The organism is Streptomyces sp. NPDC041068 (genome assembly GCF_040647455.1).
Taxonomy (GTDB): Bacteria; Actinomycetota; Actinomycetes; order Streptomycetales; family Streptomycetaceae; genus Streptomyces.
The window spans coordinates 45526-71782 of the sequence record NZ_JBEZCG010000018.1 but is presented as its reverse complement, the minus strand read 5'-3'; the positions used below and the strand labels follow the sequence as shown (position 1 = coordinate 71782).

Annotated in this window: 18 protein-coding genes and 1 pseudogene; 13 read left to right on the top strand and 6 right to left on the bottom strand. The window is 73.4% G+C overall.

Annotated features, from left to right (window positions below):
* Positions 1-111 precede the first annotated feature (111 nt).
* Together AB0B50_RS34595 and AB0B50_RS34590 are read left to right on the top strand one after the other, a co-directional pair.
* Positions 112-1113 (top strand): hypothetical protein, encoded by a 1002-nt coding sequence (locus AB0B50_RS34595; protein ID WP_362339786.1) that lies wholly within the window; start codon positions 112-114, stop codon positions 1111-1113.
* Positions 1110-3938 (top strand): stealth conserved region 3 domain-containing protein, encoded by a 2829-nt coding sequence (locus AB0B50_RS34590; protein WP_362339785.1) that lies wholly within the window; start codon positions 1110-1112, stop codon positions 3936-3938. The genes AB0B50_RS34595 and AB0B50_RS34590 overlap by 4 nt, the downstream gene beginning before the upstream one ends.
* Here AB0B50_RS34590 and AB0B50_RS34585 read toward each other — a convergent pair.
* Positions 3914-6025, bottom strand: a complete 2112-nt coding sequence (locus AB0B50_RS34585; RefSeq protein WP_362339784.1) for a CDP-glycerol:glycerophosphate glycerophosphotransferase — start codon at positions 6023-6025, stop codon at positions 3914-3916. The genes AB0B50_RS34590 and AB0B50_RS34585 overlap by 25 nt on opposite strands.
* 148 nt (positions 6026-6173) lie before the next feature.
* On the opposite strand from AB0B50_RS34585, the gene AB0B50_RS34580 reads away from it, so the two are divergent.
* Together AB0B50_RS34580 and AB0B50_RS34575 are read left to right on the top strand one after the other, a co-directional pair.
* Positions 6174-9686, top strand: coding sequence for a CDP-glycerol glycerophosphotransferase family protein (locus AB0B50_RS34580; protein ID WP_362339783.1), 3513 nt, complete (start codon positions 6174-6176; stop codon positions 9684-9686).
* On the top strand, positions 9683-11242 hold the full coding sequence (locus AB0B50_RS34575) for a hypothetical protein (RefSeq protein WP_362339782.1): 1560 nt from the start codon (positions 9683-9685) through the stop codon (positions 11240-11242). Before AB0B50_RS34580 ends, AB0B50_RS34575 begins: the two co-directional genes overlap by 4 nt.
* A gap of 40 nt (positions 11243-11282) precedes the next feature.
* Here AB0B50_RS34575 and AB0B50_RS34570 read toward each other — a convergent pair whose 3' ends face one another.
* A complete protein-coding gene (locus AB0B50_RS34570; protein ID WP_362339781.1) occupies positions 11283-12902 on the bottom strand; it encodes a glycosyltransferase family 39 protein in 1620 nt (539 codons plus the stop codon).
* Between the two features lie 110 nt (positions 12903-13012).
* Between AB0B50_RS34570 and AB0B50_RS34565 the strand changes: the two genes are divergently transcribed.
* From AB0B50_RS34565 to AB0B50_RS34550, 4 genes and pseudogenes are all read left to right on the top strand, one after another.
* On the top strand, positions 13013-14626 hold the full coding sequence (locus AB0B50_RS34565; protein WP_362339780.1) for a glycosyltransferase family A protein: 1614 nt from the start codon (positions 13013-13015) through the stop codon (positions 14624-14626).
* Between the two features lie 74 nt (positions 14627-14700).
* A complete protein-coding gene (gene galE, locus AB0B50_RS34560; protein ID WP_362339779.1) occupies positions 14701-15684 on the top strand; it encodes a UDP-glucose 4-epimerase GalE in 984 nt (327 codons plus the stop codon).
* A gap of 143 nt (positions 15685-15827) precedes the next feature.
* A pseudogene (locus tag AB0B50_RS34555) lies at positions 15828-16630 on the top strand (ABC transporter ATP-binding protein).
* Positions 16627-19176, top strand: coding sequence for an FtsX-like permease family protein (locus AB0B50_RS34550; protein ID WP_362339778.1), 2550 nt, complete (start codon positions 16627-16629; stop codon positions 19174-19176). Before AB0B50_RS34555 ends, AB0B50_RS34550 begins: the two are co-directional and overlap by 4 nt.
* A 17-nt stretch (positions 19177-19193) precedes the next feature.
* Here the strand turns inward: AB0B50_RS34550 and AB0B50_RS34545 are convergent, their stop codons facing one another.
* The gene (locus tag AB0B50_RS34545; RefSeq protein WP_362339777.1) at positions 19194-19766 is read right to left on the bottom strand and encodes a TetR family transcriptional regulator; all 573 of its coding nucleotides are present in this window, start codon (positions 19764-19766) and stop codon (positions 19194-19196) included.
* Positions 19767-19891: 125 nt separating this feature from the next.
* Between AB0B50_RS34545 and AB0B50_RS34540 the strand changes: the two genes are divergently transcribed.
* Entirely contained in the window at positions 19892-20323 is a 432-nt protein-coding gene (locus tag AB0B50_RS34540) for a PPOX class F420-dependent oxidoreductase (RefSeq protein ID WP_362339776.1), read from the top strand.
* Positions 20320-21204 carry an SDR family NAD(P)-dependent oxidoreductase gene (locus AB0B50_RS34535; protein ID WP_362339775.1) on the top strand — a complete coding sequence of 295 codons (885 nt, stop codon included), beginning with the start codon at positions 20320-20322 and terminating at the stop codon, positions 21202-21204. Before AB0B50_RS34540 ends, AB0B50_RS34535 begins: the two co-directional genes overlap by 4 nt.
* A 204-nt stretch (positions 21205-21408) precedes the next feature.
* Here AB0B50_RS34535 and AB0B50_RS34530 read toward each other — a convergent pair whose 3' ends face one another.
* The gene (locus AB0B50_RS34530; protein WP_362339774.1) at positions 21409-22053 is read right to left on the bottom strand and encodes a response regulator transcription factor; all 645 of its coding nucleotides are present in this window, start codon (positions 22051-22053) and stop codon (positions 21409-21411) included.
* A complete protein-coding gene (locus AB0B50_RS34525; RefSeq protein ID WP_362339773.1) occupies positions 22041-23213 on the bottom strand; it encodes a histidine kinase in 1173 nt (390 codons plus the stop codon). The genes AB0B50_RS34530 and AB0B50_RS34525 overlap by 13 nt, the downstream gene beginning before the upstream one ends.
* A gap of 202 nt (positions 23214-23415) precedes the next feature.
* Between AB0B50_RS34525 and AB0B50_RS34520 the strand changes: the two genes are divergently transcribed.
* Entirely contained in the window at positions 23416-23580 is a 165-nt protein-coding gene (locus AB0B50_RS34520) for a hypothetical protein (RefSeq protein WP_362339772.1), read from the top strand.
* 41 nt (positions 23581-23621) lie between these two features.
* On the opposite strand, the gene AB0B50_RS34515 is transcribed toward AB0B50_RS34520, so the two are convergent.
* The gene (locus AB0B50_RS34515; RefSeq protein ID WP_362339771.1) at positions 23622-24266 is read right to left on the bottom strand and encodes a TetR/AcrR family transcriptional regulator; all 645 of its coding nucleotides are present in this window, start codon (positions 24264-24266) and stop codon (positions 23622-23624) included.
* Between the two features lie 161 nt (positions 24267-24427).
* On the opposite strand from AB0B50_RS34515, the gene AB0B50_RS34510 reads away from it, so the two are divergent.
* Together AB0B50_RS34510 and AB0B50_RS34505 are read left to right on the top strand one after the other, a co-directional pair.
* Positions 24428-25351, top strand: coding sequence for an ABC transporter permease (locus AB0B50_RS34510; RefSeq protein ID WP_362339770.1), 924 nt, complete (start codon positions 24428-24430; stop codon positions 25349-25351).
* Positions 25344-26171 (top strand): ABC transporter ATP-binding protein, encoded by an 828-nt coding sequence (locus AB0B50_RS34505; protein WP_362339769.1) that lies wholly within the window; start codon positions 25344-25346, stop codon positions 26169-26171. The genes AB0B50_RS34510 and AB0B50_RS34505 overlap by 8 nt, the downstream gene beginning before the upstream one ends.
* Positions 26172-26257: the final 86 nt, after the last annotated feature.

The following is a 26257-nucleotide window of genomic DNA, read 5'->3' as shown; positions in this document are numbered from 1 at the left end:
ACCTCGGTTCGCCGACCCTGGCTCGCCGCCCCTGGCTCGCTGACCTCGGCGGGAGCGGCAGATGGCCCAGCTCAGGACCCCACCGGAGTGACGATCGGACAAAGTGGGGCAATGCGCCACCTCGCCCCTCGGTTCGCCCCGCCGCCCCTCGCCCGGCGGCTGCTCACCACCGCGCGAAGCACCCGTTCCACCGCGCGAAGCATCCGCTTCCGCCTGGAGCGGGCCGCCGCGGGGCGGGTGCGCGGCGCCGGGCGGACCGGGCCGCTGCTGACTCCCGTGCACCTCTCCCTACGCGACAGCAGGACGCTCAACCTCGCGCTCGCCGCGGACCGCCTGCCCGAAGGCCCCGAGGGCGCCCGGCTCCTGATCACGCGCGGCCCGCGCAGGTTCGCCGTCCCCCTCGTCCACGAGCGGCACACAGGCGCCGCCCCTCTGCTGACCGCCACGGCCACCCTGCGCGGCATGCGGGACGGCGTGTGGCGGCTCACGGTCGAGACACAGGGCGCCCGAGGACGCGTACGACGCCATGGGCTCACGACCGCCGACGTCGGCGCGGCGCCCGCGACGCCGACCGCGCCGCACGCCCCCGATCCGCTGACCGGCACGCTCGTGCGGGTCGTCAGAGCCCGCGGCGGACGGGCCGTGCTCCAGGCGACGCGGTCCCTGCCCCGCGCCGAGCTCGTGCGGTTCGTGCCGCGCGGGGACGGCATCACCGTGCACGGGCGGCTCGTCGCGGGGGCCGCGCCGGGCGGGGCCGAGGCCGTGCGGCGGCGGGACGGTGTCGTCGTACCCGCCGAAGTGGACTGGCAGGGCGGGGCGTTCGCGCTGCGGGTGCCGCTGGACGCGATGGCCGGTGCGGGGTCGGGGCAGTGGGTGTGGGACTTCCGGGTCGGGGCGCTGCCGCTGGGGCGGTGGCTGTCCGACGTGCGCGATCCCTCCGCCTCCTACCCCACCCCCTTCCGTGTCTTCGCACTGCCGGGCGGCGCGGTCGTCAGGGCCCACGCCCACTTCACCGCGTCCGGCGCGTTCGCGGTGACGTGCCTCGACATCACCGCCACCACCGGAGTAACCACCGACGCCCTCGCCGTCGCCGCCACCGAGGAGACCTCATGAAGATCACGTATCTGCTCGGCTGGGGCGACGAGATGGGCGGCACCGAGCTCGCCACGTACACCCAGGCGCAGCACCTCGCCGAGCGCCCCGGCATCGAGGTCGAGGTCGTCTCCGTCTTCCGGACCCGCGCCGAGCCGTTCTTCCCCGAGGCCCGCGGACTGCCGGTGCGCTATCTCGTGGACCGCACCGTGACACCCGAACGCCCCGTACGGGAATCGGAGTTGGACGACGCCGCGTGCCGCACGCTGGCCGCGCTGCCCAGCGAGCTGATCAGGCCCGCCTGGGAGGACGCCTTCGACCGGCTCTCCGACGTCGAGATGACCGCGGCCCTCGGCACGCTCGACACCGACGTCCTGGTCACCACCACGCCCGCGCTGCTCGCCGCCGCCGTGGCCCTGGTGCCCGCGCGGGTCGTCACCGTCCACCAGGAGCACCGGCCCACCCAGCGGCGCGGCCCCTCGGGGGAACCGCTGCTCCTTCACGCGCCGCGCCTGGACGCCCTCGTCACGCTCACCGAGCGCACCCGCGACTGGATCGCGGAGTCCCTCGACCCCACCGCACCCGAGCTCGCCGTGATCCCGAACGCCGTGCCCGACGGCTTCCGTCCGCGCGCGGACGGTGAGAGCAAGGTCATCGTCATGGCGGCGCGGCTGACCGGCGAGAAACGCGTCGACCACGCCGTGCAGGCCTTCGCGCAGGTGGCCGACGCGCACCCCGACTGGACCCTGCGGATCTTCGGCGGCGGGCACCGCGAGCGGCATCTGCGGCGCCTGGTCGACGGGTTCGGCCTGCACGACCGGGTCGAACTGCTCGGCCCCTGCCAGGACATGGCCGCCGAGTGGGCCAAGGCCGGGCTGAGCCTGATGACAGCGGGGCACAACGAGGCGTTCCCGCTGGTGCTCCTCGAAGCGCTGGCCGCCGGGGTGCCCGTCGTCGCGTACGACGTGCTGACCGGGCCCGCGGAGATCGTGCGGCACCGCGTCGACGGACTGCTCGTGCCGCCCGGCGAGATCCGTGAACTGGCGTACGCAATGGACGAGTTGATGGGCGACGACGCCATGCGCGGGGAGTTCGCCCGCGCCGCACGCGAAGGCGTGTACGCCCGCTTCTCCTCTGCGGACGTCACCGCGCGCTGGGAGGAGCTGTACACGCGGCTCGTGGCGGGGCGCGAGAGGCCGGAGCGGCTGCGCGGGCGCGCGGACCGCGTGGCGCTGGGCGTCGCCTCCGGCGGCTGCGGGTTCCGGCCCACCGCGCCGCACACCTTCGACGCCGCGGCGGGGGCCGGCGAGCGGGCCCGTGAGGACGAGATCCTCGCCGCCGACACCACGGGCCGCGTGATCCGCTCGGTGGGCCGCCTCGCCGAGCGCCGCGACGACGTCCTCGCGCCGCGCATGGCCGACTGGAACCTGGAGCTCGCCGCGTCCGCGCTGCGGGCGCAGGACGTCCCGTACGTCGTGGTCCGCACGTCCGGCGGCACCGCCCACACCCTCGCCGTGGCCGCCGACGAGCAGGACCGCGCCCTGAAGGCCATCGCCGGGGCGCTGCGCGGACAGCCCGTCTACGCCGAGCTGGTCAATCCGCGCGACGCGGCGCCGGGCGTCGTCCTGGCCGAACGCCTGGACTCCATCGGCGAGTTGGCGGGCGTCAAGCTCTTCAAGCCGGTGACCACGACGACCCTGTCGCTGCGGCACGGCGCCGGGCAGGCGTGCACGGTGGCGTTCTGGCCGCGCTCGCCCGAGGGCTCCTTCCGCGCCCCGTTCGGCACGACGCTCGCCGGGTCGGAGCTGCCCTCGCTGACCCCCACGGCGACGCTGCGCGTGGCAGACCGGAGCTACCCGACGCTCGACGTGTTCGCCCAACTCCTGGTCAAGGACGTGGACTTCCCCGTCGACGCGGTCTACACCTGGGTCGACGACAGCGATCCCGAGTGGCGCGCCCTGCGCGACGCCGCGCGAGGCGGCGGCGCCACCTCCGCCGACAACGGCGCGGTGCGCTTCCGCAACCGCGACGAGCTCCGCTTCAGCCTGCGCTCCCTGGCGATGTACGCGCCGTGGATCCGGCACGTGTACCTCGTCACGGCGGGCCAGACGCCGGCCTGGCTCGACCGGGACCACCCGGGCCTGACGGTGGTGGACCACCGCGACCTCTTCGCCGACGCCGACGCGTGTCTGCCGACGTTCAACTCGCACGCCATCGAGTCCCAACTGCACCGCGTCGAGGGCCTGTCGGAGCACTTCCTCTACTTCAACGACGACATGTTCCTGGGCCGCCCCACCACGCCGGAGACGTTCTTCCTCAGCAACGGCCTCGCCCGCTTCTTCTGGTCGTCGGCGTCTGTGCCCGCCCTGCCGGTCTCGCCGGGCGACGAGGGCTATCTGGCGGCGGCGAAGAACAACCGCGAGCTGCTGCGCCGCGCGTTCGGCAGGACGACGACGCACAGCTTCTTCCATGCGCCCTACGCGCTGCGCCGCAGCGTCCTCGCGGAGATCACCGAGCGCTTCCCCGAGGAGACGGCGGCCACGGCCCGCAGCCGCTTCCGTTCCCACGGCGACCTGGCGCTCGTCTCGTCGCTGCACCCCCACTACGCCTACCTCACGGGACGGGCCGTGCCCGCCGGCATCGCGTACGACTTCGTGGACATCGGCGACCGCGCCGACCACGCGCGTCTGGGGCGGCTGCTGCAGAGCCGCGACAAGACGGCGTTCTGCATCGGGGAGTCCCCCGACAGCGGTATGGCGGACACGGAGATGGCGCTCGCCATCCGGTCGTTCCTGACCGCCTACTTCCCGGTGCGCTCACCCTACGAGGCCGCTCCGGCGGCCTGACCGCCGCTCAGGAAGAGCCGCCGTACGACGCGTTCGGCGGCCTTCCCGTCGTCGTAGGGACAAAAGCGCGCCCGGAACGCCGTCCGCAGCGCCGTCGTCTCCGGGGTGTCCCAGCCGCCGAGCCGGAAGAGACCGGCCAGTTCGTCCTCACTGGTGGCCACCGCGCCCGGTGTCTCGCCGGGGCGCCCGGAGAGCAGGTCGAAGTAGGTGCCGCGGGCCAGGCGGTAGGCCTGCCAGTCGGGGGCGTACGTCACGATCGGGCGGTCCAGACAGGCGTAGTCGAACATCAGCGAGGAGTAGTCCGTGACCAGGGCGTCGGCGGCCAGGCACAGGTCCTCCACGCGCGCGTGCCCGGTGACGTCGACGAGCTGCGGGTGGCTTTCGAGACCGGCGTCGGCGCCGTAGAAGTAGTGGGCGCGCACGAGCACGACGTACGAGGGGCCGAGGCGCTCGACGAAGCGCCTGAGGTCGAGGCGGGGCAGGAAGCCCTTCTGGTAGTCGCGGTGCGTCGGCGCGTACAGCAGGACGGTCCGGCCGTCGTCGACCCCCAACTGCGCCCGGACCCGCTCTACTTCGTCCTCGCCCGCCGTGAAGTACACGTCGTTGCGCGGATAGCCCGCCTCCAGGGCCTGGTAGGCGACGGAGGGGTAGACGCGCTCCCAGATCTCGGTGGAGTGCGGGTTCGACGAGAGGCTGAAGTCCCACTGGTCGGTGTGGTCGAGGACCTTCTGGAAGCTGATGCCGTGCGTGCCGGCCGGGTAGCGGCGCTGGTCGAGGCCCATCTTCTTCAGCGGGGTCCCGTGGTGGGTCTGGAGGTAGACCTGTCCGGGGCGCTTGGTGAACCCCCCGGGAAAGCTGGAGTTGTTGACGAGGTACGTCGCCGTGGCCATCGCCTGCCAGTAGCGCCGGGAGCCCTCGATGACGTACTCGACCCCGGCGGGCACCTTGTGCTTGTTGCGGCTTGAGACCACCCACACGCCCTTGACGTGCGGGGCGAGTTCGCGGGCCTTGGCGTGGATCGCCGCCGGATTGCAGGAGACCCCGCGATTCCAGTAGGCGCCGTAGACCGCGAGGTGCGGGTCGAGGGAGCGGCGCAGGTCGGTGCGGTAGACGGCGCGCATGGCGCGGGCGCGCAGCTTCTTCTTCTGGCGGGCGAGCTGCCGAGTGACGTGCAGCCGCCGGGTCTCGGCCTTGCGCAGTCCTTCGTAGGAGGCGTAGGAAGCGGCGGCGAGCGCCTTCTCCTCCGGGGTGCGGGGCGCGGTGTCCCCCGGTCCGTGGGCGCGGTAGACGCGGGAGGCCTCGCGGAAGAAGTCGCGCCGGTCGCCCTCGCGGATCCTGCCGGGGTCCTCGAGGACGGCGAGCAGATGGGCGGCGGCGTGCGGCAGGAGCCGGGCGCGCTCCTCGCGCCCCGCGGCGGCGAGGAGTTCCTCGTACCGCTCGGCGACGGCGAAGTGCCGTCTGCCCGGCGTCTTGGCGAAGCTGCCGCCGCGCCGCTCGCGCCAGCGCACGCACGGCCGCTCCAGGACGGCGATGCGCTCGCCCGCGCGCAGGGTGGCGGTGTGGACCGGCACCACGTCCTCGTACGCGCCGTCGGAGAAGGCGAGCCGCCGCTCCCGCCAGAAGGCGCGCCGCAAGACGCGGTTCCAGGCGGCGGGGGCGACGGCGAGGGGGTCGCCCGCGAGGTCGTCGCCGCCGGGGCGGACGTTCTCCCACCAGTCGACGCGGTCGTGCGCGCAGAGCAGGACGTCCGGGTCGCCGGCGGCCGTGAGCGCGGCGTCGATGGCCTCAAGGGCGCCCGGCAGGAGCAGGTCGTCGCCGTCGAGGAAGAGCAGGTGGTCGCCGGTGGCGCGGTCGGCGCCGATGTTGCGGGCCGGGCCGGGGCCCGCCTGGGCGGGGAGACGGACGAGTTGCGCGCGCGGGTCGCGCTCCGCATACTCCGCGGCGATCGCGGCACAGGCGTCGGGCGACGCGTCGTCGACGACGATCAGTTCGAGGTCGCCGAAGGACTGGGTGAGCACCGAGTCCAGGCATTCGCGCAGGTATCCCTGGACGCGATGGGCGGGGACGACAACCGAGAAGCGCGACATGCACACCGACGGTAGTCAGCGGGACACCGCCTGTCGAAGACCGATCGTCACTCGTTGGGGTGGTCGAGGGTAAAGAAGTTGACGGTCGGGAGCCGGGAACGGGCAAAGGGGACGAATATGCCCGTATCCCCACGAAAGGCCGGTCGCCGTGCAGCCCCGTCTCAGCGTCGTCGTACCCATCTACAACGTCGAGGAGTTTCTGGAGGAGTGCCTGGAGTCGATCGCCGGGCAGACCATGGACGGGCCCGGCCTGCTCGGCGGCCTTGAGGCGCGGGGCGGCCTGGAGTGCATCCTCGTCGACGACGGCTCCACGGACGCCAGCCCCCGCATCGCCCGTGAGTTCGCCGCCAAGGACCCCCGCTTCGTCTACGTCCGCCAGCGCAACGCGGGGCTCAGCGCCGCCCGCAACACCGGGGTGCGCAAGGCGTCCCCCACCGCCGAGTTCCTGACCTTCGTCGACAGCGACGACGTCGTACCGCACGACGCGTACGCGCGGATGATCGCGAGTCTGGACGCCTCGGGGTCCGACTTCGCGAGCGGCAACGTCTGGCGGCTCAACGAACGCGGCCGCTCCCAGGCCTGGCAGTACAAGTGGCTGACCGAGCCGCGCACCCGCACCCACATCGGGCGCGACCTGGACCTGCTCTCCGACCGCGTGGCCTGGAACAAGGTCTTCCGGCGCGCCTTCTGGGACCGGCACCGCTTCACCTTCCCCGAGGGCAAGCTCTACGAGGACACCCCCGTGATGATCCCGGCGCACTTCCTCGCCGGGTCCGTGGACGTGCTCAGCGACCACGTCTACTACTGGCGGGTCCGCGAGGGTTCGATCACCCGGCGGCGCACCGACGTCAAGGGCGTGCGCGACCGCATCGCGGCCTGCGCGCACGTCAGCGGCTTCCTCTCCGAGCACGCGCCGGACATGAAGCGGACGTACGACGTGTCCTGCCTGCGCGACGACTTCGTGTACTTCCTGGAAGGGCTGCCGATGGGCGGCCCCGAGTACCGCGCGGTGTTCATGACGGACACGGCGGCCTTCCTGCGCCGCGCCGACCCGGAGGTCGTCGCGGAGCTCCCCGTCGACCTGCGCGTGAAGTGGCAGCTCGTGCGCGAGGAGCGGCTTGCCGAGCTGATCGAACTGCTCGCCTTCGAGCGGGCCAACGGCACCGCCTTCCATGTGCGCGGCGCCGTCCGCCGCAGCGCCTCCTACCCGGGCGTCGGCCGCGTCCCCGAGAAGCTGGCGCGGATCGGGCGGCGCGAACTGCCCGTCGTGGCGCGGGTGACGGAGTCGCGGTGGGGCCCGGACGGCAAGCTGCGGATCAGCGGCTACGCGTACGTACGCAATCTGGAGGCCACCCGCCCGGGGCACTCGATCAAGACGGGGCTGCTCAAGTCGGCCCACAGCAGAGGGCAGTTCCGCCGCGTGCCGACGAAGACCGTCGCCGCGCCGCAGGCCACCGAGCAGTCGCGGCAGCGGCTGCACTGCTACGACCTGTCCGGCTTCGAGATGACCGTCGACCCCGAGCAGCTGAAGACCGGCGGCCGCTGGCGGCCCGGGAACTGGCTGCTCGGCGTGGTCGTCGCCGGACACGGCACGGTGCGGCGCGCGGCCGTGCGGGCCGTGGAGGGCGCGTCCGCGCAGTCCGTGGTGCGCGAGCTCGGCGACGGGCTGCGCCTCGTCCTCGGCTTCAGCAAGGGGCGGCTCGTGCTGAGGATCCAGGAGTACGCGGCGCGCGTGGACGCCCACCGGCGCGACGGGGACGACGTGGTGCTGAGCGGGACCCTGCCCGGTCGGTTGCGCCCCACGTCCCTGCGCCTGACCCACAAGCACACGAAGACGCACTTCGACCACCCGGTGAAGCTCACCGACGACCGCTTCGAAGTCCGGGTGAACCTGGGCGAGTTGGAGGGAGTGGAGCCCACCCCGCACCGCGCGCCCAAGGAGGTCGAGCCGCCGCACGGCGACCGCTGGCAGGCCAATCTCGTGCTGCCCGACGGGAAGTTGAAGTCCCTGGCCGCCACGCTCGACCTGCCCCCGGGGCGGTACGCCTCGCGCGCGGGCCGCGAGCTGTGCGCCACCGCCAACGACCAGGGCCAGCTGGTCGTCGAGTTGACCCGGCAGCCGGTCGCCGACCGCGTGGCGTGGGACGCGGACGGCAGGCTGACCGTGGAGGGCTCGGTGGCGGCGGCGAGCTGGACCGAGCCCGAGCTGGTGCTGCGGCACAGCGGCCGCGACGAGGAGCTGACGGTGCCCGCCGAACGCGACGGCGACCGGTTCCGCGCGGTGCTCGCGCCCGGCGGCGGGGCGCTGCGCGAGGGGCGGTGGTACGCGTTCCTGCGCGAGGCGGGAGCGACCGAGGCGGGCGCGAGCGAAGGCGGCACGCCCCGCGCGGCGGACGGCATGCCCGTGCGGCTGCTCGCCGCCGCCTCGGCCACGCTGCCGCTGCGACGGACCGTCCAGGAACGGGAGTTCACCGTCGACCGGCGGTTCGGCGACCGTCTCCTGGTCGAATCGGGCTCGGTGCTCGCACGGTCCGAGCGCGGGGCCTACCGGCGCCACCGGCTGCGCACCGCCCACTACCCGAGCCGTCGCAAGCAGCCCCTGACCGACGCCGTCCTCTACTTCGACGGGGACTCGCCGCGCGCCGTCCACGAGGAGCTGGTGCGGCGCGGCACCGACGTCGAGCACCTCTGGGTCACCCACGACCAGCAGACCCGCGTCCCCGCGGGCGCGAAGGGCGTCGAGGAGCACAGCGCCGCCTGGTACGAGGCGCTGGCCCGCTGCCGCCGCATCGTCACCGCGGGCCATCTGCCGGAGTTCTTCGAGCGCCGCGAGGGCCAGACCGTCGTCCAGACCTGGAACGGCGCCCCGCTCAAGCGCATCGGCACCGACCTGACCGACACGCTCTACGCCGACCACGGCCACCTCGACGCCCTGCCGAGGCTGGCCCGCCAGTGGGACGTCCTCGTCTCGCCGAACCGCTTCTCCACCCCGCACCTGGGCCGCGCGCTCGCCTACGACGGCGAGGTCCTGGAGGCCGGATCGCCCCGCAACGACGTGCTGTTCGCCGACGACCGCCGCAAGGTCGCCGAGCGGGTCCGCCGCGAGCTGGGCATCGCACAGGGCAAGCGGATCGTGCTGTACGCGCCGACGTACCGCGACCACCTCGCGTACTCGCCCGGCAGATTCCGCTACGAGCCCGCGCTCGACTTCCGCGCGGCCGAGTCCGTGCTCGGCGACGACCACGTGCTGCTGGTGCGCAAGCACCCGCTGACGGCGGGCCGCCTGCCGGGCGCCCGCGCGCCGTTCGTGCGCGACGTGTCCTCGCATCCCCGCACCGCCGAACTCCTGCTGGTCGCCGACGTGTTGGTGACGGACTACTCCTCACTGATGTTCGACTTCGCGCACACAGGACGTCCGATGCTCTTCCACGCGTACGACCTGGAGCACTACCGCGACACCGTGCGCGGCTTTTACCTCGACTTCGAGACCCGCGCCCCTGGCCCGCTGCTCGCCTCCACCGGCGAGGTCGTCGAGGCGCTGCGCGACCTGGACGCCATCGCGGCCCGGCACGCGGAGGCGTACGCGGCGTTCCGCGAGGCCTACTGCGACCTGGACGACGGCCGGGCCGCGGCCAGGGTCGCGGAGAGGCTGATGCGGTGAGCGGCGCGCTGTTGACCCGCCGCGTCGCCCACGGCTCGACGGCGCTGCGCGGCGGCGGCCCCCGGTGGCGCCCCACCCCGTACCTGGTCTTCGGCGGGCTGTTCTGGCTGGTGATGTCGCTGGCCTTCTGGCGGGTCCCGATGTGCTGCGACTTCGGCCAGCACGCGGCCGTGGTCGAGCGCCTGAAGGAGAACCTCCTCCATCCCGCGCACCCGATGGCGGACCTGCCGGGCGACGGCAGCGCCTACTACTCGCCCTACGCCGTCGCACAGGGCCTGTTCGCCGAGGCGACGGGGCTCGCGGGCTGGGAGGTCGTGAAGCTCGCGGGCCCGCTGAACCTCCTGGTCCTGCTGACCGGCATCGGCCGCTTCGTGCGCGTCCTGACGCCCCGTCCGTGGGCTCCGGTGCTCGCGCTGTTCGCGATGGTGCTGCTGTGGGGCACGCGGACGGCGTGGTGGAGCGGCTATCTGGGCCTGATGTCGATGACGGGGAACCTCGGCTACCCGTCGACATTCGCGATCGGCCTCACCTTCTGGGCCTGGGCGTGGGCGGGCTCGCTTGCGCGCGGAGCACGGCCTGCGGGGCGCGTGACACGGGGTTCGGGGCAAGGGCTTCGGGCGTACGCGGGTCTGGGCGCCCTGTGCGGACTGATCCTGCTCGTCCATCCGATCTCGTCGGTGGCGGCGGTGATCGGCGTGGTCGCGTTCGCGGCGTCCGGCCACCGGCTGTGGTCCTGGGCGGTGACGGCCGTCACGGCGGTGGCCCTCGCGGCGGCCTGGCCCTATTACAGCGTCTTCTCGCTGGTCGGCGACGAGTCGGTGGACTGGATCCACCGCCAGCTCTACACGGAGATGCCGCAGCGCTTCTGGCTGGCGCTGCTCGGCCTGCCGGCCCTGTGGCTCCGCTTCCGCAGGGACCGCAGGGACCCCCTGGTCCTGATGTTCGTCCTGGACTGCCTGGTCGTCATGTACGGCTGGCTCAGCGGCCACTACACCTACGGCCGCATCCTCGGCCTGACCCTGGTCCCGCTCCAGTTCGCCCTGGCGATCGAGCTGGCGGCGCCGCGGCCCTGGGGCTGGCGGCGGGGCGCGCTCGCCGGGGCCGCCGCGCTCGGCGCCTGCGTGGGCTTCTGCCAGATCCAGGCGGGCGCCGTCGTGCCGCGCGCCCTGGACCCCGTCGGCTTCGACCAGCCGCCGCGCTGGCCGGGCTACGGGTGGGCGGTCGGCCATATGCACAAGGGCGACGTCGTCCTGACGAACGGCTACCGCGCCACGCGCTCGGTGCCCGGCTACGGCGCCAACCTCGTCGCTCCCGCCTGGCCCGACCCCTCGCTCGACGAGAAGGTGCGGAACGTCCGCCTGAAGGCGGTGCGCGCCTACCTCTCCCCCGGCTCCACCCGGGCGGAGCGCACGGCGATCGTGCGCCGCTACGACGTGCGCTGGCTGCTGCTCACGCCCGAGCAGAAGGCGCCGCCGGAGGCGGTTGTCGTGGCCTGGAGCCCGCGCACCGGCGAGGTCCTCGCACGGGTGAACGGGGCAGGGCAGCGGCGGACGTAGGAGCGGTGCGGGGCAGCGGCGGACGTGGCAACGGGCCAGGTCAGCGGCGGACGTAGAGCCGCAGAGTGGCGCCCGGCACCTTGTGGAGGGTGCGGGCGGTGAACTCCCTGTCCAGGACGGCGAGTTTGGCCTCGTCGGCGCTTCCCGCCCAGAGCCCTCCGCGGACGGCGTACTCCCGGCTGTGACGCAGCGTGGACGGCTCGGCCACGACCCAGATCCGGTCCACGGAGGCGAGCCTGCGGCGCAGTTCGGCGGGGTCCGCCTCCACTCCGTACAGCGTCCCCGACGCGGCGGGCGACGCGGCGAGCGCGAGGTCCCTGCCGCCCCGGAAGCCGTCGGGGTAGACGAGGGCGACGCGCCGGGCGATGGCGGGCAGGAACAGGACGGGGTCGCCGGGGCGCAGAGCCCGCGCCGCGACGGTGGACGCGGCTGCGGGGTCCTCCCTGCCGTGCCCGACGGCGCGGTCCACGCGGTGCAGCGGAAGCTGCCACCACAGGGTGAGGCCGACGGCGACGGCACCGACGACGGCGACGGCACCCCGGGGGCGCGCGAAGCCTGGCCGGGGCAGTCGGCCCAAGCCTGGCCCGGGCAGTCGGCCGAGTCCGGGCCGGGGCAGTCGGCCGAGTCCCCGCACCGCCCGGTCCGCGCCCGCCGCCACGAGCAGCGGCAGGCCCGCGAGGGCGAAGAGCACGTAACGGTCGTGGTAGAGCGGCCACCCCTGCGAGACGGCGAAGAGCACGGCGGGCGGCAGCACGAGCAGCGGCAGCGCCACGGCGGGCAGCGCGAGGCGCCCGCCACGGCGCCACGGCCGCCGCAGCGCGAGGACCGCGAGCAGCAGCTGGCCGACGAGGACGAGCGACGTCGGCCCCGCGAAGGAGCGCAGCAGCCGGTCGGCCGCCGCGCCGTCCGGCGCCACCAGCCACGACACCTGCGCGGACTGCCCGCCGGAGACGAGGAGCAGCGGCAGGAGCAGGACACAGACCGCGCCCGCGGCGAGCGCCCAGGCCCGCCACACGGTGCGCGGCGCGCGGGACAGGAGCAGCGTCGCCGCGTGGGCGAGGAGCAGCAGGGCGGCGAGTTCGTGCAGCAGCGCGGTGCCGACGGCGGCCGCCGCGTAGGCGCACCAGGCGGACGGGCGCTCCGGCCGGTCGACCGCCCGCGTCAGGAGCAGCGTGGCGAGTGCGGCCCCGGCGGCGACGAGCGCGTACGAACGCCCCTCCTGCGCGTAGTGCCCCGCCATCGGCGTCACCGCGTACAGCAGTCCGGCCCACAGGCCGACGCGCGGGCGCGCGAGCCGGGTGCCGAGGGCGGCGACGAGCGCGGCGGCGGCCGAAGCGGCGAGCACCGAGGGCAGGCGCAGCGCGAACTCGCCCGGGTCGACGGGGAGCAGGGCGTGCATGAGGACGTAGTAGAGGCCGTGCACCGCGTCGACGTGGTGGAGCAGGTGCCAGATCTCGGGGAGCGAGCGCCGGGCGACCTGGAGGGTGGCTCCTTCGTCGCGCCAGACCGTGCCGCGCTCCAGGCCCCACAGGCCGAGGACGAGCATGACCAGGGCGGGAACCAGTGCGGCGAGTACGGGGGCGGTGAGAACGGGAGCGGTGAGGAGCGCGGGAACGCGCGCGGCGGCTGCGCGGGCAGCGGTGGGCACCTTGACCTGCATGGTGCGAGTTTGTGCTATTAGCCCACTTTCACCGAGGATTGACACCTCGTGCCGTGCCCACGAAAGCCCCCTTAGTCGGATAATTACTGGAAGCCCCTAAAATTTCCCCTGTGGAACGCATCCTGCCCCAGCCGCCTGTCCAGGTCTCCGTCGTCGTGATCGGCTACAACGACGCGGCCCACGTCGCCGACGCGGTGCGCTCCGCGCTCGCCCAGGGGCCCGTCGTCCACGAAGTGATCGCCGTCGACGACTGCTCGACGGACGACAGCGCCGACGTCCTCGCCGCCCTCGCCGCCACGGACCCGCGCGTGAAGGTCGTGCGCCGCACGGCCAACAGCGGCGGCTGCGGCACGCCCCGCAACGACGGGATCGACGCCGCCTCGTGCGCGTACGTGATGTTCCTCGACAGCGACGACGTGCTGCCGCCCGGCGCCGTCGACGCGCTGCTCGCCGCCGCGCGCAGGCACGGCGCGCAGGTCGCGTCCGGACTGTGCGTGCGCCGCGAGCTGCCCTCCGGGCGCGAGGTGCCCTGGCAGCCCGAGCTCTACCGCAAGGCGCAGCTCGTCGCCCGCCCCGAGCTGCGCACCCGTCTCGTCCACGACACGCTCTGCGTCAACAAGCTCTACCGCACGGACTTCCTGCGCGAGCACGGCATCCGCTTCCCCGAAGGCCGCTTCATTTACGAGGACTTCGTCTTCACCGCGCGGGTCCTCGCCGCCGCGCCCCGCATCGCGCTCGTCCCCGACACGGTCTACGTCTGGCACGTGCGCCGCGCCGCCGCCAAGCTGTCGATCTCCCTGGACCGCTCGGGGATCGCCAACTGGGAGGCCCGCATGGAGGCGCACCGCCAGTCCGTGGAGATCCTGCGGGACGCGCGCGGCACCGGCGGCAAGCGGCTCGCGCGGGCGGCCCGCGCCAAGTTCATCGAGCACGGCCTGCGCATGTACACCCGTGAGCTGACCGCGCGCGGCAAGGAGTACCAGCGCCAGTGGTGGGCCCTCACGCGCGCGTACCTGGCGACGTTCGACGACGCCGACCTCGACGCGGCGCCCGCCCCCGGGCGCGTCATCGCGCGCGTGATCCTCGCCTCCGAGGAGCCCCGCGACCTGACGCGCCTGAAGCAGGTGGCGGCGCGCCCGGCGCGGCTCGCGCCGCCGTACCCGCGGGCGGCCGACGCCACCCCCATCTGGGCCGACGACCTCCCCCAGGTCACCCTGGAGCACCTGCTCGTCCGCCCCTTGCGGCTGCTGCCCATCGCGGTCGACGGCGAGCTGCGCCCGCAGGCGGGCGGGACGCGGCTCACGCTGCGGCTGCGCGAGCTGTACGGACGGGTGGCGGACGCCGGTCCCGCCACGGTCGACGTCGAGCTGATCCACCGCCACGGCGACCGGCCGAGCCTGCGCAGGACGGCCGCGTTCAGCGCCGAGCGCCCCGGCGAGACCTGGGTCGCGACGGTCCTGCTCGACCTCGGCTCGCTGGACGGCGGCGTGTGGGACGTACGGCTGCGGCTCCACTTCGACGACGGGACGGCCCGCGACACGACCGCGCAGGCCGTCGCAGGGCCCGGCCTCCTTCGCCGCACGGTGGTGCCGAGCAGGCGGCGCGGGCTGCTCCTCGTCCAGCCGTACCGCACCCAGGCCGGGAACCTCTCGGTGCGGCTCGCCCCCGGTGTGCGGGGCGTGGCCGGGGTCGCGAAGCGGCGGCTGACCCGGCTGATCCGCTGACGCGACCCTCACGCCGCCTCTGCGACACTGCACGTCCACGAACACACTCGCGACAAGACGGGACAAGACGACCCATGACCTGGCTGATCACCGGCGGCGCCGGATACATCGGGGCGCATGTCGTCCGTGCCATGACGCAGGCGGGCGAGCAGGTGGTGGTCTACGACGACCTGTCCAGCGGCATCGTCGAACGCCTCCCCGAGGGCGTACCGCTGGTCGTCGGCTCGGTCCTGGACGGCGACCTGCTCGCGCGCACCTTCGAGGAGCACGCGGTCACCGGCATCGTGCACCTGGCCGGCAAGAAGCAGGTCGGCGAGTCGGTGGAGCGCCCGCTGCACTACTACCGCGAGAACGTGGAGGGCCTGCGCGTCCTGCTCGACGCGGCGGTCGCCTCGGGCATCGCCCACGTCGTCTTCTCCTCCTCCGCCTCGGTGTACGGCATGCCCGACGTCGACCTCGTCACCGAGGAGACGCCGTGCCTGCCCATGAGCCCGTACGGCGAGACGAAGCTGGCCGGCGAGTGGCTGATCCGCGCGGTGGGCCGGGCGCACGGCGTGTCCACGGCGTCCCTGCGCTACTTCAACGTGGCGGGCGCCGCCTCGCCCGAGCTCGCGGACACCGGCGTCTTCAACCTCGTCCCGATGGTCTTCGAGAAGCTCACCGCCGGCGAGGCCCCCCGCATCTTCGGCGCGGACTACGACACCCCCGACGGCACCTGCGTACGCGACTACATCCACGTCGTCGACATCGCCGAGGCCCATGTGGCGACGGCCCGCAGGCTCGCGTCCGCCGCGCCCGGCACCGACCTGACCCTCAACATCGGCCGCGGCGAGGGCGTTTCGGTCCGCGAGATGACGGACCTGATCAACGAGGTCACGGGGTACGACATCCCCGCCGAGGTCACGGACCGCCGCCCCGGCGACCCGGCCCGTGTGGTGGCCGCCGCCGACCGCATCGCCACGGAGCTCGGCTGGTCCGCCAAGCACGACGTGCGCGAGATGGTCGCGTCGGCGTGGGCGGGCTGGGTGCGGCTGCATCCGGAGGCGGCGCGCGTCTGAGGTCCTTCGTGCGCGGCCTCCTGGGGGTGCAGCAGGCTCCACCCCCCGTTCGGGACCGTACTCCCTCGCCCCTGTGACCTGGCATTTCTAGCGTTCTCAGGGACAGTCACCGCGGGTGTGACGGCCACGGAGAGGGCGTACGGATGTTCAGGCGACGGGGTTCAGGGGCGGTGACCGCCGAGCGGGTGGCCACGCCCGACGCGCTCACGCTCGACGGGGTCGGCAGGTCCTACCGGCGGGGCGTGACCGCGCTCGAACCCGTCGACCTCGCCGTGGAGCGCGGCCGGTTCCTTGCCGTCATGGGTCCCTCCGGATCCGGCAAGTCGACACCGCTGCGGTGCGCGGCGGGCCTCGACAGGCCGACGACCGGGGCCGTGCGGATCGGCGGCGTCGACATCGGCCCGCTCGGCGAGGCGGCCCTGACCCGGCTGCGCCGCGAGCGCGTCGGCTTCGTGTTCCAGGCGCACAATCTCGTGCCCTCGCTGAGCGTCCTGGAGAACGTCTCGCTGCCGCTGCTCCTCGCGGGCACCCCGGGCGAGGAGCGGGCGCGTCACGCCCTGGCCGCCGTGGGGCTCGCGGAGCGCGCGGGCGACCGCCCCGCGGAACTCTCCGGAGGCCAGCAGCAGGGGGTCCCCCCAGGCCCTTCAGGCACTGGGGGAGCGTCGCCGTCGCCCGTGCCCTGGTCACCTCGCCCGAGGTCGTCTTCGCCGACGAGCCGACCGGCGCCCTCGACCCGGCCACCGCGCAGGACGTGCTCGCCCTGCTGCGGCAGGCCGTCGACCGGGACGGGCACACCGTGGTGATGGTGACCCACGACCCGGCCGCGGCGGCCTGGGCGGACGAGGCGCTGCTCCTCGCCGTGGGCCGGATCGCCACCCGCCTCCTCCATCCCGACGCCGCTCAAGTGCACGACATCATGCGGACGTTGGGGCGGCGAGCGGCATGAGCGACGCCCGCGTGAACGTCATGAAGCTGCTCGCCGCGCGCGCCGCGCGGACGCACCGCAAGGCCTGGGCGGCGGTCTTCGCCGCGCTCACACTGACCTCCCTCCTGCTCGGCGCGTTCGGCCTGGCGCTCTCCTCGGCCGGGCTCGGGCACGCGCGCGTGGAGCGCTACGCCGCCGCCGACCTCGTCGTCTCCGGCGACCAGAACACCCGCTACACGGCCAAGCCGTGGGGCAGCGAACCCGAGACGGCGACGGCGGGGCTCACCGAGCGCGTACGGGTCCCGCGGGCCGCGCTGAAGACCGTGCGCGAGGTCCCCGGGGTCCTCGCGGCGGTCGCCGACGAGGTGTTCACGGTGGGTGTCGGGGACGACGGGGGCGACGCGGCGACCGGACGCCCTTGGGAGGCGGCCCGGTTAGGCTCGTACGCCCTCCGGGACGGGACCGCGCCCGAGCGGTCGTCCGAGGTCGTGGTGGGCGAGGGCACGGCGCGCGTCGGGGACCGGATCGCTCTGCGCGTGGCCGGCGCAACGGCGACGTACAGGGTGACCGGAGTGCCCCAAGGCCCGCGCGCCGCCGCCTACTTCACCTCCACGGAGGCACAGCGCCTGGCCGGCCGCCCCGGCTCGGTGGCGGCGATCGGCGTGACGGCGGACCCCGGAACGAGCACGGCGACCCTGTACGCGCGCGTGCGGCAGGCCTTGGACAAGGCGGGCCACCGCAGCGTGGGACACCGCGCGGACGGGGACGGCGCGCGGCTTCGCGTCCTCACCGGAGACGGGCGCGGCGACGCCGAGTTCCTCGCCGCGGCTCCCGCGCGGGCGGGCATGCTGGCGCTGCTCGGCTCCGTGACCGCGACGGTCGTGCTGATCGCCCTGCTCGTCGTGGCGTCGACGGTGGTGCAGGCGCTCCAGCAACGCTCCCGCGAGCTGGGCCTGTTGCGGGCGGTCGGCGCGACGCCGCGGCAGTTGCGGAGCGCGGTGGGACGCGAGGTCGGCAGGGTCGCCGCGGCGGCCGCGCTGACGGGGGCGGTGGCTGCGGTCCCCGCCTTCCTGGGCCTGCGCGCACTGCTCGACGCCCGGGGCGCGCTGCCGCCGGGCCTTGAACTCCCGCTCCCCACCTGGCTGTTGCCGACGCCGTCGGTCACGGCGGGCCTGACCCTCCTGATCGCCCGCGCGGCCGCGCTGATCGCGTGCGCGCGGACGGCGAAGGTGCGTCCCTCGGAGGCGCTGCGCGAGTCCGCCCCCGGCAAGGGCCGCCGGATCACGGGGCTGGTACTGCTGTTCATCGGCGCGAGCTCGGCGGGCACCGCCACCCTCCAGAACGGCCAGGCGGCGGCTGCCGCGGCCGGTGCGGCCGCGGTGGTCCTGGTGATCGGCTGCGCGCTCCTCGGCCCGTGGATCGCCGAGGGCGCGATGCGGGTGCTCGGCGCGCCGCTGCGCAGGTTCGGCGGCGCGGGCGGCCATCTGGCGGCGGCCAACTGCACGGCGTCCGCCCGCCGTCTGGGGGCGGCGCTCACCCCGATCATCCTGGTCACGGCGTTCATCGCGGTGCAGCTCTCCGCGGGGGCGACGATGACGCACGCCGCGGGCGACCAGGCGCGCGATGCGGCACGGGCGGACTATGCGGTGACGGCGTCCGGCGGCCTGCCCGCGGGCACCCTCGAACGCATCAGGAGGTCCCCCGGAGTTCAGGCAGCGACGGCCATCACCCACAGCACGGTGGTCCTGGCCCGACGGGAGACGGGCTCGCCCCGCCTGGACCGCCTGCCGGTGCTCGGAGTCACCCCCGAGGGCCTGGCGAAGACGCTGGACCCCGGCGTCCGCGAGGGCGACATCGACGAACTGCGCCCCGGCACGGTGGCGTTGGGCCGGGACCAGGCGCGCTCCCTGGACGCCGGCCCCGGCTCGACGGTGACGGTGCGCTTCGGGGACGGAGTGGAGTCACGGCTCAGGGTCGTGGCCACGTACGACCGCGAACTGGCCCTGGGCCCCCTCCTGTTCGCGCAGAGCGAGCTCCTGCGGCACACGTCCTCACCCACAGCGAACCGCATCCTGGTGGCCGCGACCGGCACCACATCCCGGGCCCTGCGCGACGCCGCCCCCGGAGCGAGGGTGACGGCGGACCCGCCTCCCGAGCGGCTCGAACCGGAGGACCAGGCGCTGGGCGAGGTGGTGACCGTGGCGGCACTGGGCGCGGTCGGCGGCTTCACGGTGATCGCCGTCCTGAGCACGCTGACCCTCATCACCATCGGGCGGCGCCCCGAGCTCTGCCTGCTCCGCCTCGCCGGGGCGGGCCGACGCCAACTGCGGCACATGCTGCGCCTGGAGGCGGCGGCCACGGCACTGACGGGCCTGGTGGTCGGCGCGGCGGTCGCGGCACTGCCGCTGCTCGCCTTCAGCCTGGCGATGGCGCACTCCTTGCCGCACCTCGCGGCGGGGCAGGCGGCACTGATCGTGACGGTGGTCGCGGCGACGACGGCGGCGGGAACGGTGATACCGGCCCGGCGGGTGCTGCGGGGCCGCCATCCGCTGCGGTTCAGCGCGTAAAGACGCGCAAAGAGAGGTCAGCCCTTGCTCTCGACACCCGACCCCGACCCCGAACCCGGCCCCAGCCCCGAGAACAGGGACTGACTGACCATGTCGGCGCCCTGGGCCGGGCTCAGCTCCGGCATCTCGTGCGAGGCGAGGTTGGTGAGGTGGATCAGCAGGGAGCGGGCCCAGCGGTCCGGGAGCCCGGGACGCAGGGCATCCTCGCGCACCGCGCGGGCCATGAAGGCGTCGAGCCGCTCGATCAGCAGGCGCAGCCGTTCGACCCCTGCCTCGTCCCGCACCTGCCCCACGTCCACCGGCCACCGGCGGCTGATGGCGATGATGCCCTCCGCGTACCGGTGCAGGGCCACGGCCACCGGCGCCTCGTCGAGCCGCGCCTCGGCGACGACCGCCTCGCAGGCGTCGAGCTTGGCCACGTAGACGGCGGCCATCAGGGCCTCGCGGGTCTCGAAGCGGCGGTACACGGTGCGCCGGTCGACGCCGGCGGCGGCCGCGATCGCCGCGATGCTCGTGGCGGGGTCCCGCGCCAGAAGGCGTGCGCCGGTCTGCAGGACGGCGTCCAGATTGCGTGCGGCGTCGGCTCTCATCGTGCCGGGAGCATACGCGGGACGCGACACCCCGAGCCACCACCCGCCACACACCTATTGCATCTCACCATGCAAATGTCACAGACTTGGTGCACTTAATTGAAATCCCCCAGGGAGGCCGTGCGATGAGCAGCACCCCCAGCCCCACAGCGACACCCCTGTCGCCCAAGCTGAAAGACGCCCTCGACGCGAAGATCTTCGTGACCGTGGCGACCCTGCGCCCTGACGGCAGTCCGCACCAGTCGGTGGTGTGGGTGGGGCGGGACGGCGACGACCTGTTCTTCGTGACGGGCGTGGACAAGGTCAAGATCCGCAACCTGCGGCGCGACCCGCGTCTGAGCGTGACGGTCAACCCGCCGGACGAGCCGTACGGATACGCGGTGATCACGGGAACGGCGCGCCTGGAGAGCGCGGGCAGCCGGGCCCGCATGGACGAACTGTCCCTCAAGTACACGGACTTGACGTACGCGGAGCACAACCCCGAAGTGGCGGCCGTGCTCCCCGAACTCGTCACCGTCCACGTCACCCCCGAGAAGATCGCGTCGAGGTTCCTGTGACCACCAAGACCGCGACCACCACAACTACGACCACTACGACTGCGACCACCACAACCAAGAAGACATACGTCATCACCGGCGGAACGGACGGCCTGGGCAAGGCCGTTGCCCGCACGTACCTGGAGCGGGGTCAGGAGGTGGCGGTCGTGGGACGCAACGCGGAGAAGGGCGAGGCATGGCTGACCCATGCCCGGCGGCACGGCGCGGCGGACCGGGCGCACTTCGTCCGGGCGGACCTGAGCCTGCTGTCGGAGACGAGAGCGGTGATGGACACGCTCAGCGCCACCCTCACGAAGATCGACGCACTGGTGCTGTGCGCCCGGCACTTCCGCTCGACGCGCCTCGTCACGGCGGAGGGTTTCGAGAACACGCTCGCGCACTTCTACCTGAGCCGCTTCGTCCTGAGCCACGGCCTGACGGACCTGCTGGAGGCCGCCGACACCCCGGTCGTCCTCAACGTCGCCGGGCCCGGGGGCGGAGGCCGGATCTTCTGGGAGGACCTGCAACTCGCCCGGCACTACGACGGGGGCCTCGCGCTCGGGCAGGGCGGCCGCCTCAACGACCTGCTCGGGGTCGGCTACGCGGCGGGGCGGCCCGGCTCGAAGGTGCGGTACGTGCTGCACAACCCGGGGACGGTCAGCACGAGCTTCTCCGGGGAGTACGCACCCGATGTCCTCGCCCATGTCGAGGCGATGCGGCGCTCGGCACCGCCGGTGAGCGAGGCGGTCCTCCCCCTCCTCCACGTCCTGGACGCCCCGCCTGCGCCAGGACTCAGCGCGTACGCCCTGGACACCCCGCTGGACGTCACCGGCCCGGACTTCGCACTCCCGGAGGCAAGGCGCCTCCACGCCCTGACGAACGCCCTCCTGACGGGAGGCTGAGACGGCCCGCAGCCGCGTACGCACCTGAGGGGACGTGGGGGTATGTGCGCACGGAGCACCGAGCACAACGCTTGCCCCAGCCGCAGCAACAAAGCCCCGCAACAAAGATGGCGAGTACGGACATACCCCCGCGGCCCCGCCCCACAACCGCCCTACAGCCGCCCCACAGCCGCCCCCAGCCGCAGACCTCAGCGCAGCACCGCCCTAGCCCCGGTTCAAGTACGCCAGCACCGCCAGCACCCTCCGATGCCCGCTGTCGCTCGGCGGCAGCCCCAGCTTCACGAAGACGTTGCCGATGTGTTTGCTGACCGCGCGGTCCGAGACCACCAGCGTCGAGGCGATCGTCGCGTTGTCGCGGCCCTCCGCCATCAGTTGCAGCACCTCCCGCTCGCGCGGCGTCAGCGAGTCCAGCGGATCGTCCCGCCGCCGCGTCAGCAGCTCCGTCACGACCTCCGGGTCCAGCGCCGTGCCGCCCGCGGCCACCCGCTCCAGCGCGTCCAGGAACTCGTCGACGCGCCCCACCCGGTCCTTGAGCAGATAACCGACGCCGCTCGCACCCCCGCCCAACAGCTCGGCGGCGTACGTCTCCTCGACGTATTGCGACAGGACGAGCACCGGAAGACCCGGAATCTCCGCCCGCGCCGCAAGCGCCGCCCGCAGCCCCTCGTCCCTGAACCCCGGCGGCATCCGCACGTCCAACACCGCGGCGTCCGGCCGATGTTCGAGCAGCGCGGGCAGCACCTCGGGCCCGCTGGCGGCGACCGCCACCACCTCGTGCCCCGCGGAGGTGAGCAGCAGCACCACCCCTTCCCGCAGCAAGGCGTTGTCCTCGGCGATCACCACGCGCACGGCAGCTCCACTTCGATCACGGTCGGCCCTCCGGCAGGGCTCGACACCTCCACGGTCCCGTCGAGCGCCGCGACCCGGCGCCGCATGCCGAGCAGCCCGCTGCCACCCGCGTCATCGGCCCCGCCCCGCCCCTCGTCACGTACCGCGACCCTCAACACCCTTCCCACCCGGGAAAGTTCCACGAAGGCCCGCTCGGACCCGCTGTGCTTGGCGGCGTTGGTCAAGGCCTCGGCCACGACGAAGTACGCGGCGGCCTCCACGGCGGCCGGAGCCCGCGGCCCCGAATCCGACTCCACCCCGTCCTCGCGCACCGTCACATCGAGCCCGCTGCTGGCGGCCAACGCCCGCACGGCCCCCACGAGTCCGCGGTCGGTGAGGATCGGCGGATGGATGCCGCGCACGACGTGGCGTAGCTCGGTCAGCGCCTCCTCGACCTGGTCCTGCGCGTCGTCGAGCAGCTTCTTCGCGGCCTCGGGATCCTTGTCGTACGCACGCCGCGCGAGCCCGACCCGCATCGAGAGGGAGACGAGCCGCGCCTGCGTGCCGTCGTGCAAGTCACGCTCGATGCGCCGCAGTTCGGCACCGTGCGCGGCGACGGCGCCGGCCCGCGTGACGGTGAGCTCCTCGACGCGCTCGGCGAGATCCGCGGTGCGCTGCGCCTCAGGCGAGGGCAGCAGCAGCGGGCGGGACCAGCGGGCGTCGAGGTCGGCGAGGCGGCCGATCAGAGGAAGGACCACGGCACGGCGCCCGAGCAGCCCGCACCACACCCCGTCGACGAGCACGCCCACGGCCCACAGCGGCAGCGCCACGTACAGAAGGATCCAGCCGTAGACGAAGTGGACGAAGAGCCACCGCAGATCGCGCCACGTGCTCGGGTCCTGGACGGCGGCGCTCACGCGGTCGCGGACGCCCCCGGTGAGCGGCAGATACGCCTCGGGCACCGGCTCGCCCGTCCAGCCCGCGACGAGCCGCCGTTTGCAGCCGGCGGTCCTGCGCAGCAGCAGCACGGTCTCGGGCAGCACGGAGGCGCCGACCACGAGGAGGGTGACGACGGCGGTGAACAGGATCAGCCCCATGAAGAGGTACGAGAGGAGAGCGAGCCCGGCGCCCTTACCCAACTGCGCCGTGGCGAGCCCCGCGCGCCGCACCGTCTCCTTCATGCGGAAAGGCTAGGTCACGGCGCGGACGGCCGAGAGCGGGCGGCCTCCCGGACCCATGGTGGAGTGCGCTACACCCTCGCCCGGGGAGAGAGCTCTCTCGTACGCGCCGGAAGACGATGACATCGTTGATCACACGGAACGGAGACACCGGACCGTCATCCCGATCGGACATCTCGTCCGCCCGACCCGAAAGGCCCCTGTCATGAAGGCCCTGCTCTGGACCGTGCTTCTCATAGCCCTCGCCGTCAATGTCTCCACGAGCTTCGTCTTCGACGGCGCGCAGCAGGCCCTGATCAGCGTCGGCACGGGCGTCCTGGCGCTCGGCACGGGCGTGACGATTTACCTGACACGCCGCCGCGACGCCTGACCCGCCGCCCGCCGCCGCCCGACCGCCCACCCCAGAGCGCCTCAGAGCGCCCGAAGCCCCGCAGCCGTAGCCGCCGCGAGCCTGCCCAGGTACCCCTTGGGCAGCTCGGCCCGCACCACCACGGAGCGCCAGTAGAGCGGCCCCGACACCAGGTCGAGCGCGAGGTCCTCGTCGGCGCCCTCCCGCATCTCACCGCGCGCGACGGCGGCCCGCACGATGCCGCTGGCCACCCCGTACTGCCCCTCGCGCAGCGCCTTCTGCAGGGCTTCGGCGATCTCGGGGTTGCGGGCCGCCTCGGCCTGCAGATCGGGGATCACCTGCGAGGCCACGGGGTGCCGAAGCGCCCGTGACGTCACCTCGTACAGCAGCCGCAGGTCGCCCTCCAGGGACCCGGTGTCCGGCGCCGGCAGCCCCTGCACCGCTATCGCCGACACCAGGTCGAGCACGAGCTGCAGCTTGGAGCGCCAGCGGCGGTAGACCGCGGTCTTGCCGACACCCGCGCGGCGGGCGATGCCCTCGATGGACATGCGGGCGTAGCCGACGGAGGCGAGCTCTTCGAAGACGGCTGCCCGGATGGCCTCGGTCACGTCCTCGCGGAGCACGGCGGCTCCGGCGGGGGCCCTGCGGTGCGGCTGTCCGCCCGAGGACCGGCTCGCCTGTTCACCCTGTGGCCTGCTCGTCGTCATGCGGACAGCATAGAACGTCACGACGATACGGTTGCGTTCCGACGTAACGACGTCCTACTCTCGGCGTTGCGACGATACGGGTCCGTCCCGACGTACCTGATCCGGGTCCGTCCCGACATGCCCGACGTGCGCCCCAGCTTCCCCGAGCGAAAGCAACGGACGTGAGCCAGGTCCTCGACGACGCACCGCCCCACCAGGCATCCCCTGCCGCCCCGGCCGTACCCCCGGCCGAACTCGCCGCCCGGTACGGCCTGTCCGTCAGCGGCGCCCGCCCCTCCCTGCCCGCCTACGTCCGGCAGCTGTGGCAGCGCCGCCACTTCATCACCGCCTTCGCGACCGCCAAGCTGACGGCGCAGTACAGCCAGGCGAAGCTCGGCCAGGTCTGGCAGGTGATGACGCCGCTGCTGAACGCGGCGGTCTATTACTTCATCTTCGGCGTCCTGATGAACACCAAGCGGGACGTCGAGGATTACGTCCCGTTCCTGGTCACCGGCGTCTTCGTCTTCACCTTCACGCAGCAGTCCGTGATGGCCGGCACCCGCGCCATCTCCGGCAGCCTCGGCCTGGTCCGCGCCCTGCACTTCCCCCGGGCCTCGCTGCCCATCTCGTACTGCCTGCAGCAGCTGCAGCAGCTGCTCTTCTCGATGGCCGCACTGCTCGTGATCCTGCTCTGCTTCGGCGTCCCGCCGACGGCGTCCTGGCTCCTGGTGGCCCCGGTCCTCGCGCTGCAGTTCACGTTCAACACCGGCCTCGCGCTGGTCATGGCGCGGCTCGGCAGCAAGACCCCGGACATCGCGCAGCTGATGCCGTTCGTGCTGCGCACCTGGATGTACGTGTCCGGGGTGATGTGGAGCATCGACGCGGTCCTCAAGGACCAGCACCTGCCGCACGCCGTGCAGGTCCTCCTGGAGTGCAATCCGGCCGCCGTCTACATCGACCTGATGCGGTTCGCGCTGATCGACAGCTTCCACGCGGACCAGCTCCCGCACCACGTGTGGGCCTGGGCCCTGGGCTGGGCGCTGCTCGCCGGGATCGGCGGGTTCATCTACTTCTGGAAGGCAGAGGAGACGTACGGCCGTGGCTGAGACCGAGACGACCCCCACCGCGAAGGTGCCCGCGCAGGCGCAGGCACTCGCCCCCACCGTCATCGTCGACCAGGTCGACATCGTCTACCGCGTACACGGCACCGGCGCGGGCCGGGGCACCGCCACCGCCGCCCTCAACCGCATCCTCGGGGGCCGCAAGAAGGCCGAGGCACGGTCGGGCGTACGCAAGGTGCACGCCGTCAAGAAGGTGTCGTTCACCGCGTACAAGGGCGAGGCCATCGGCCTGATCGGCACGAACGGCTCCGGGAAGTCGACGCTGCTCAAGGCCGTCGCGGGGCTCCTGCCCGTCGAGAGCGGCCGCATCTTCACCGACGGTCAGCCGTCCCTGCTCGGCGTGAACGCGGCGATGATGAACGACCTGACGGGCGAGCGCAACGTACGCCTCGGCGGTCTCGCGATGGGCATGAGCCGCGAGCAGGTCCAGGAGCGCTACGACGACATCGTCGAGTTCTCCGGCATCAACGAGAAGGGCGACTTCATCACGCTCCCGATGCGGACCTACTCCTCCGGCATGGCCGCCCGCCTGCGCTTCTCCATCGCCGCCGCCAAGGACCACGACGTGCTGCTCATCGACGAGGCCCTGGCCACCGGCGACCGCTCCTTCCAGAAGCGCTCCGAGGCCCGCATCCGGGAGCTGCGCAAGCGCGCGGGCACGGTCTTCCTGGTCAGCCACAACAACAAGTCGATCCGCGACACCTGCGACCGCGTGCTGTGGCTGGAGCGCGGCGAGCTGCGGATGGACGGCGCCACCGAGGACGTGATGAAGGAGTACGAGCGCTTCACGGGAGGCAAGGGCTGACCTCGGGGCTCCCCCCCTGAGCACCAGGCTGACCTCGGGGCTCCACCCCTGAGCACCAGGCTGACCTCGGGCTCCGCCCCTGAGCA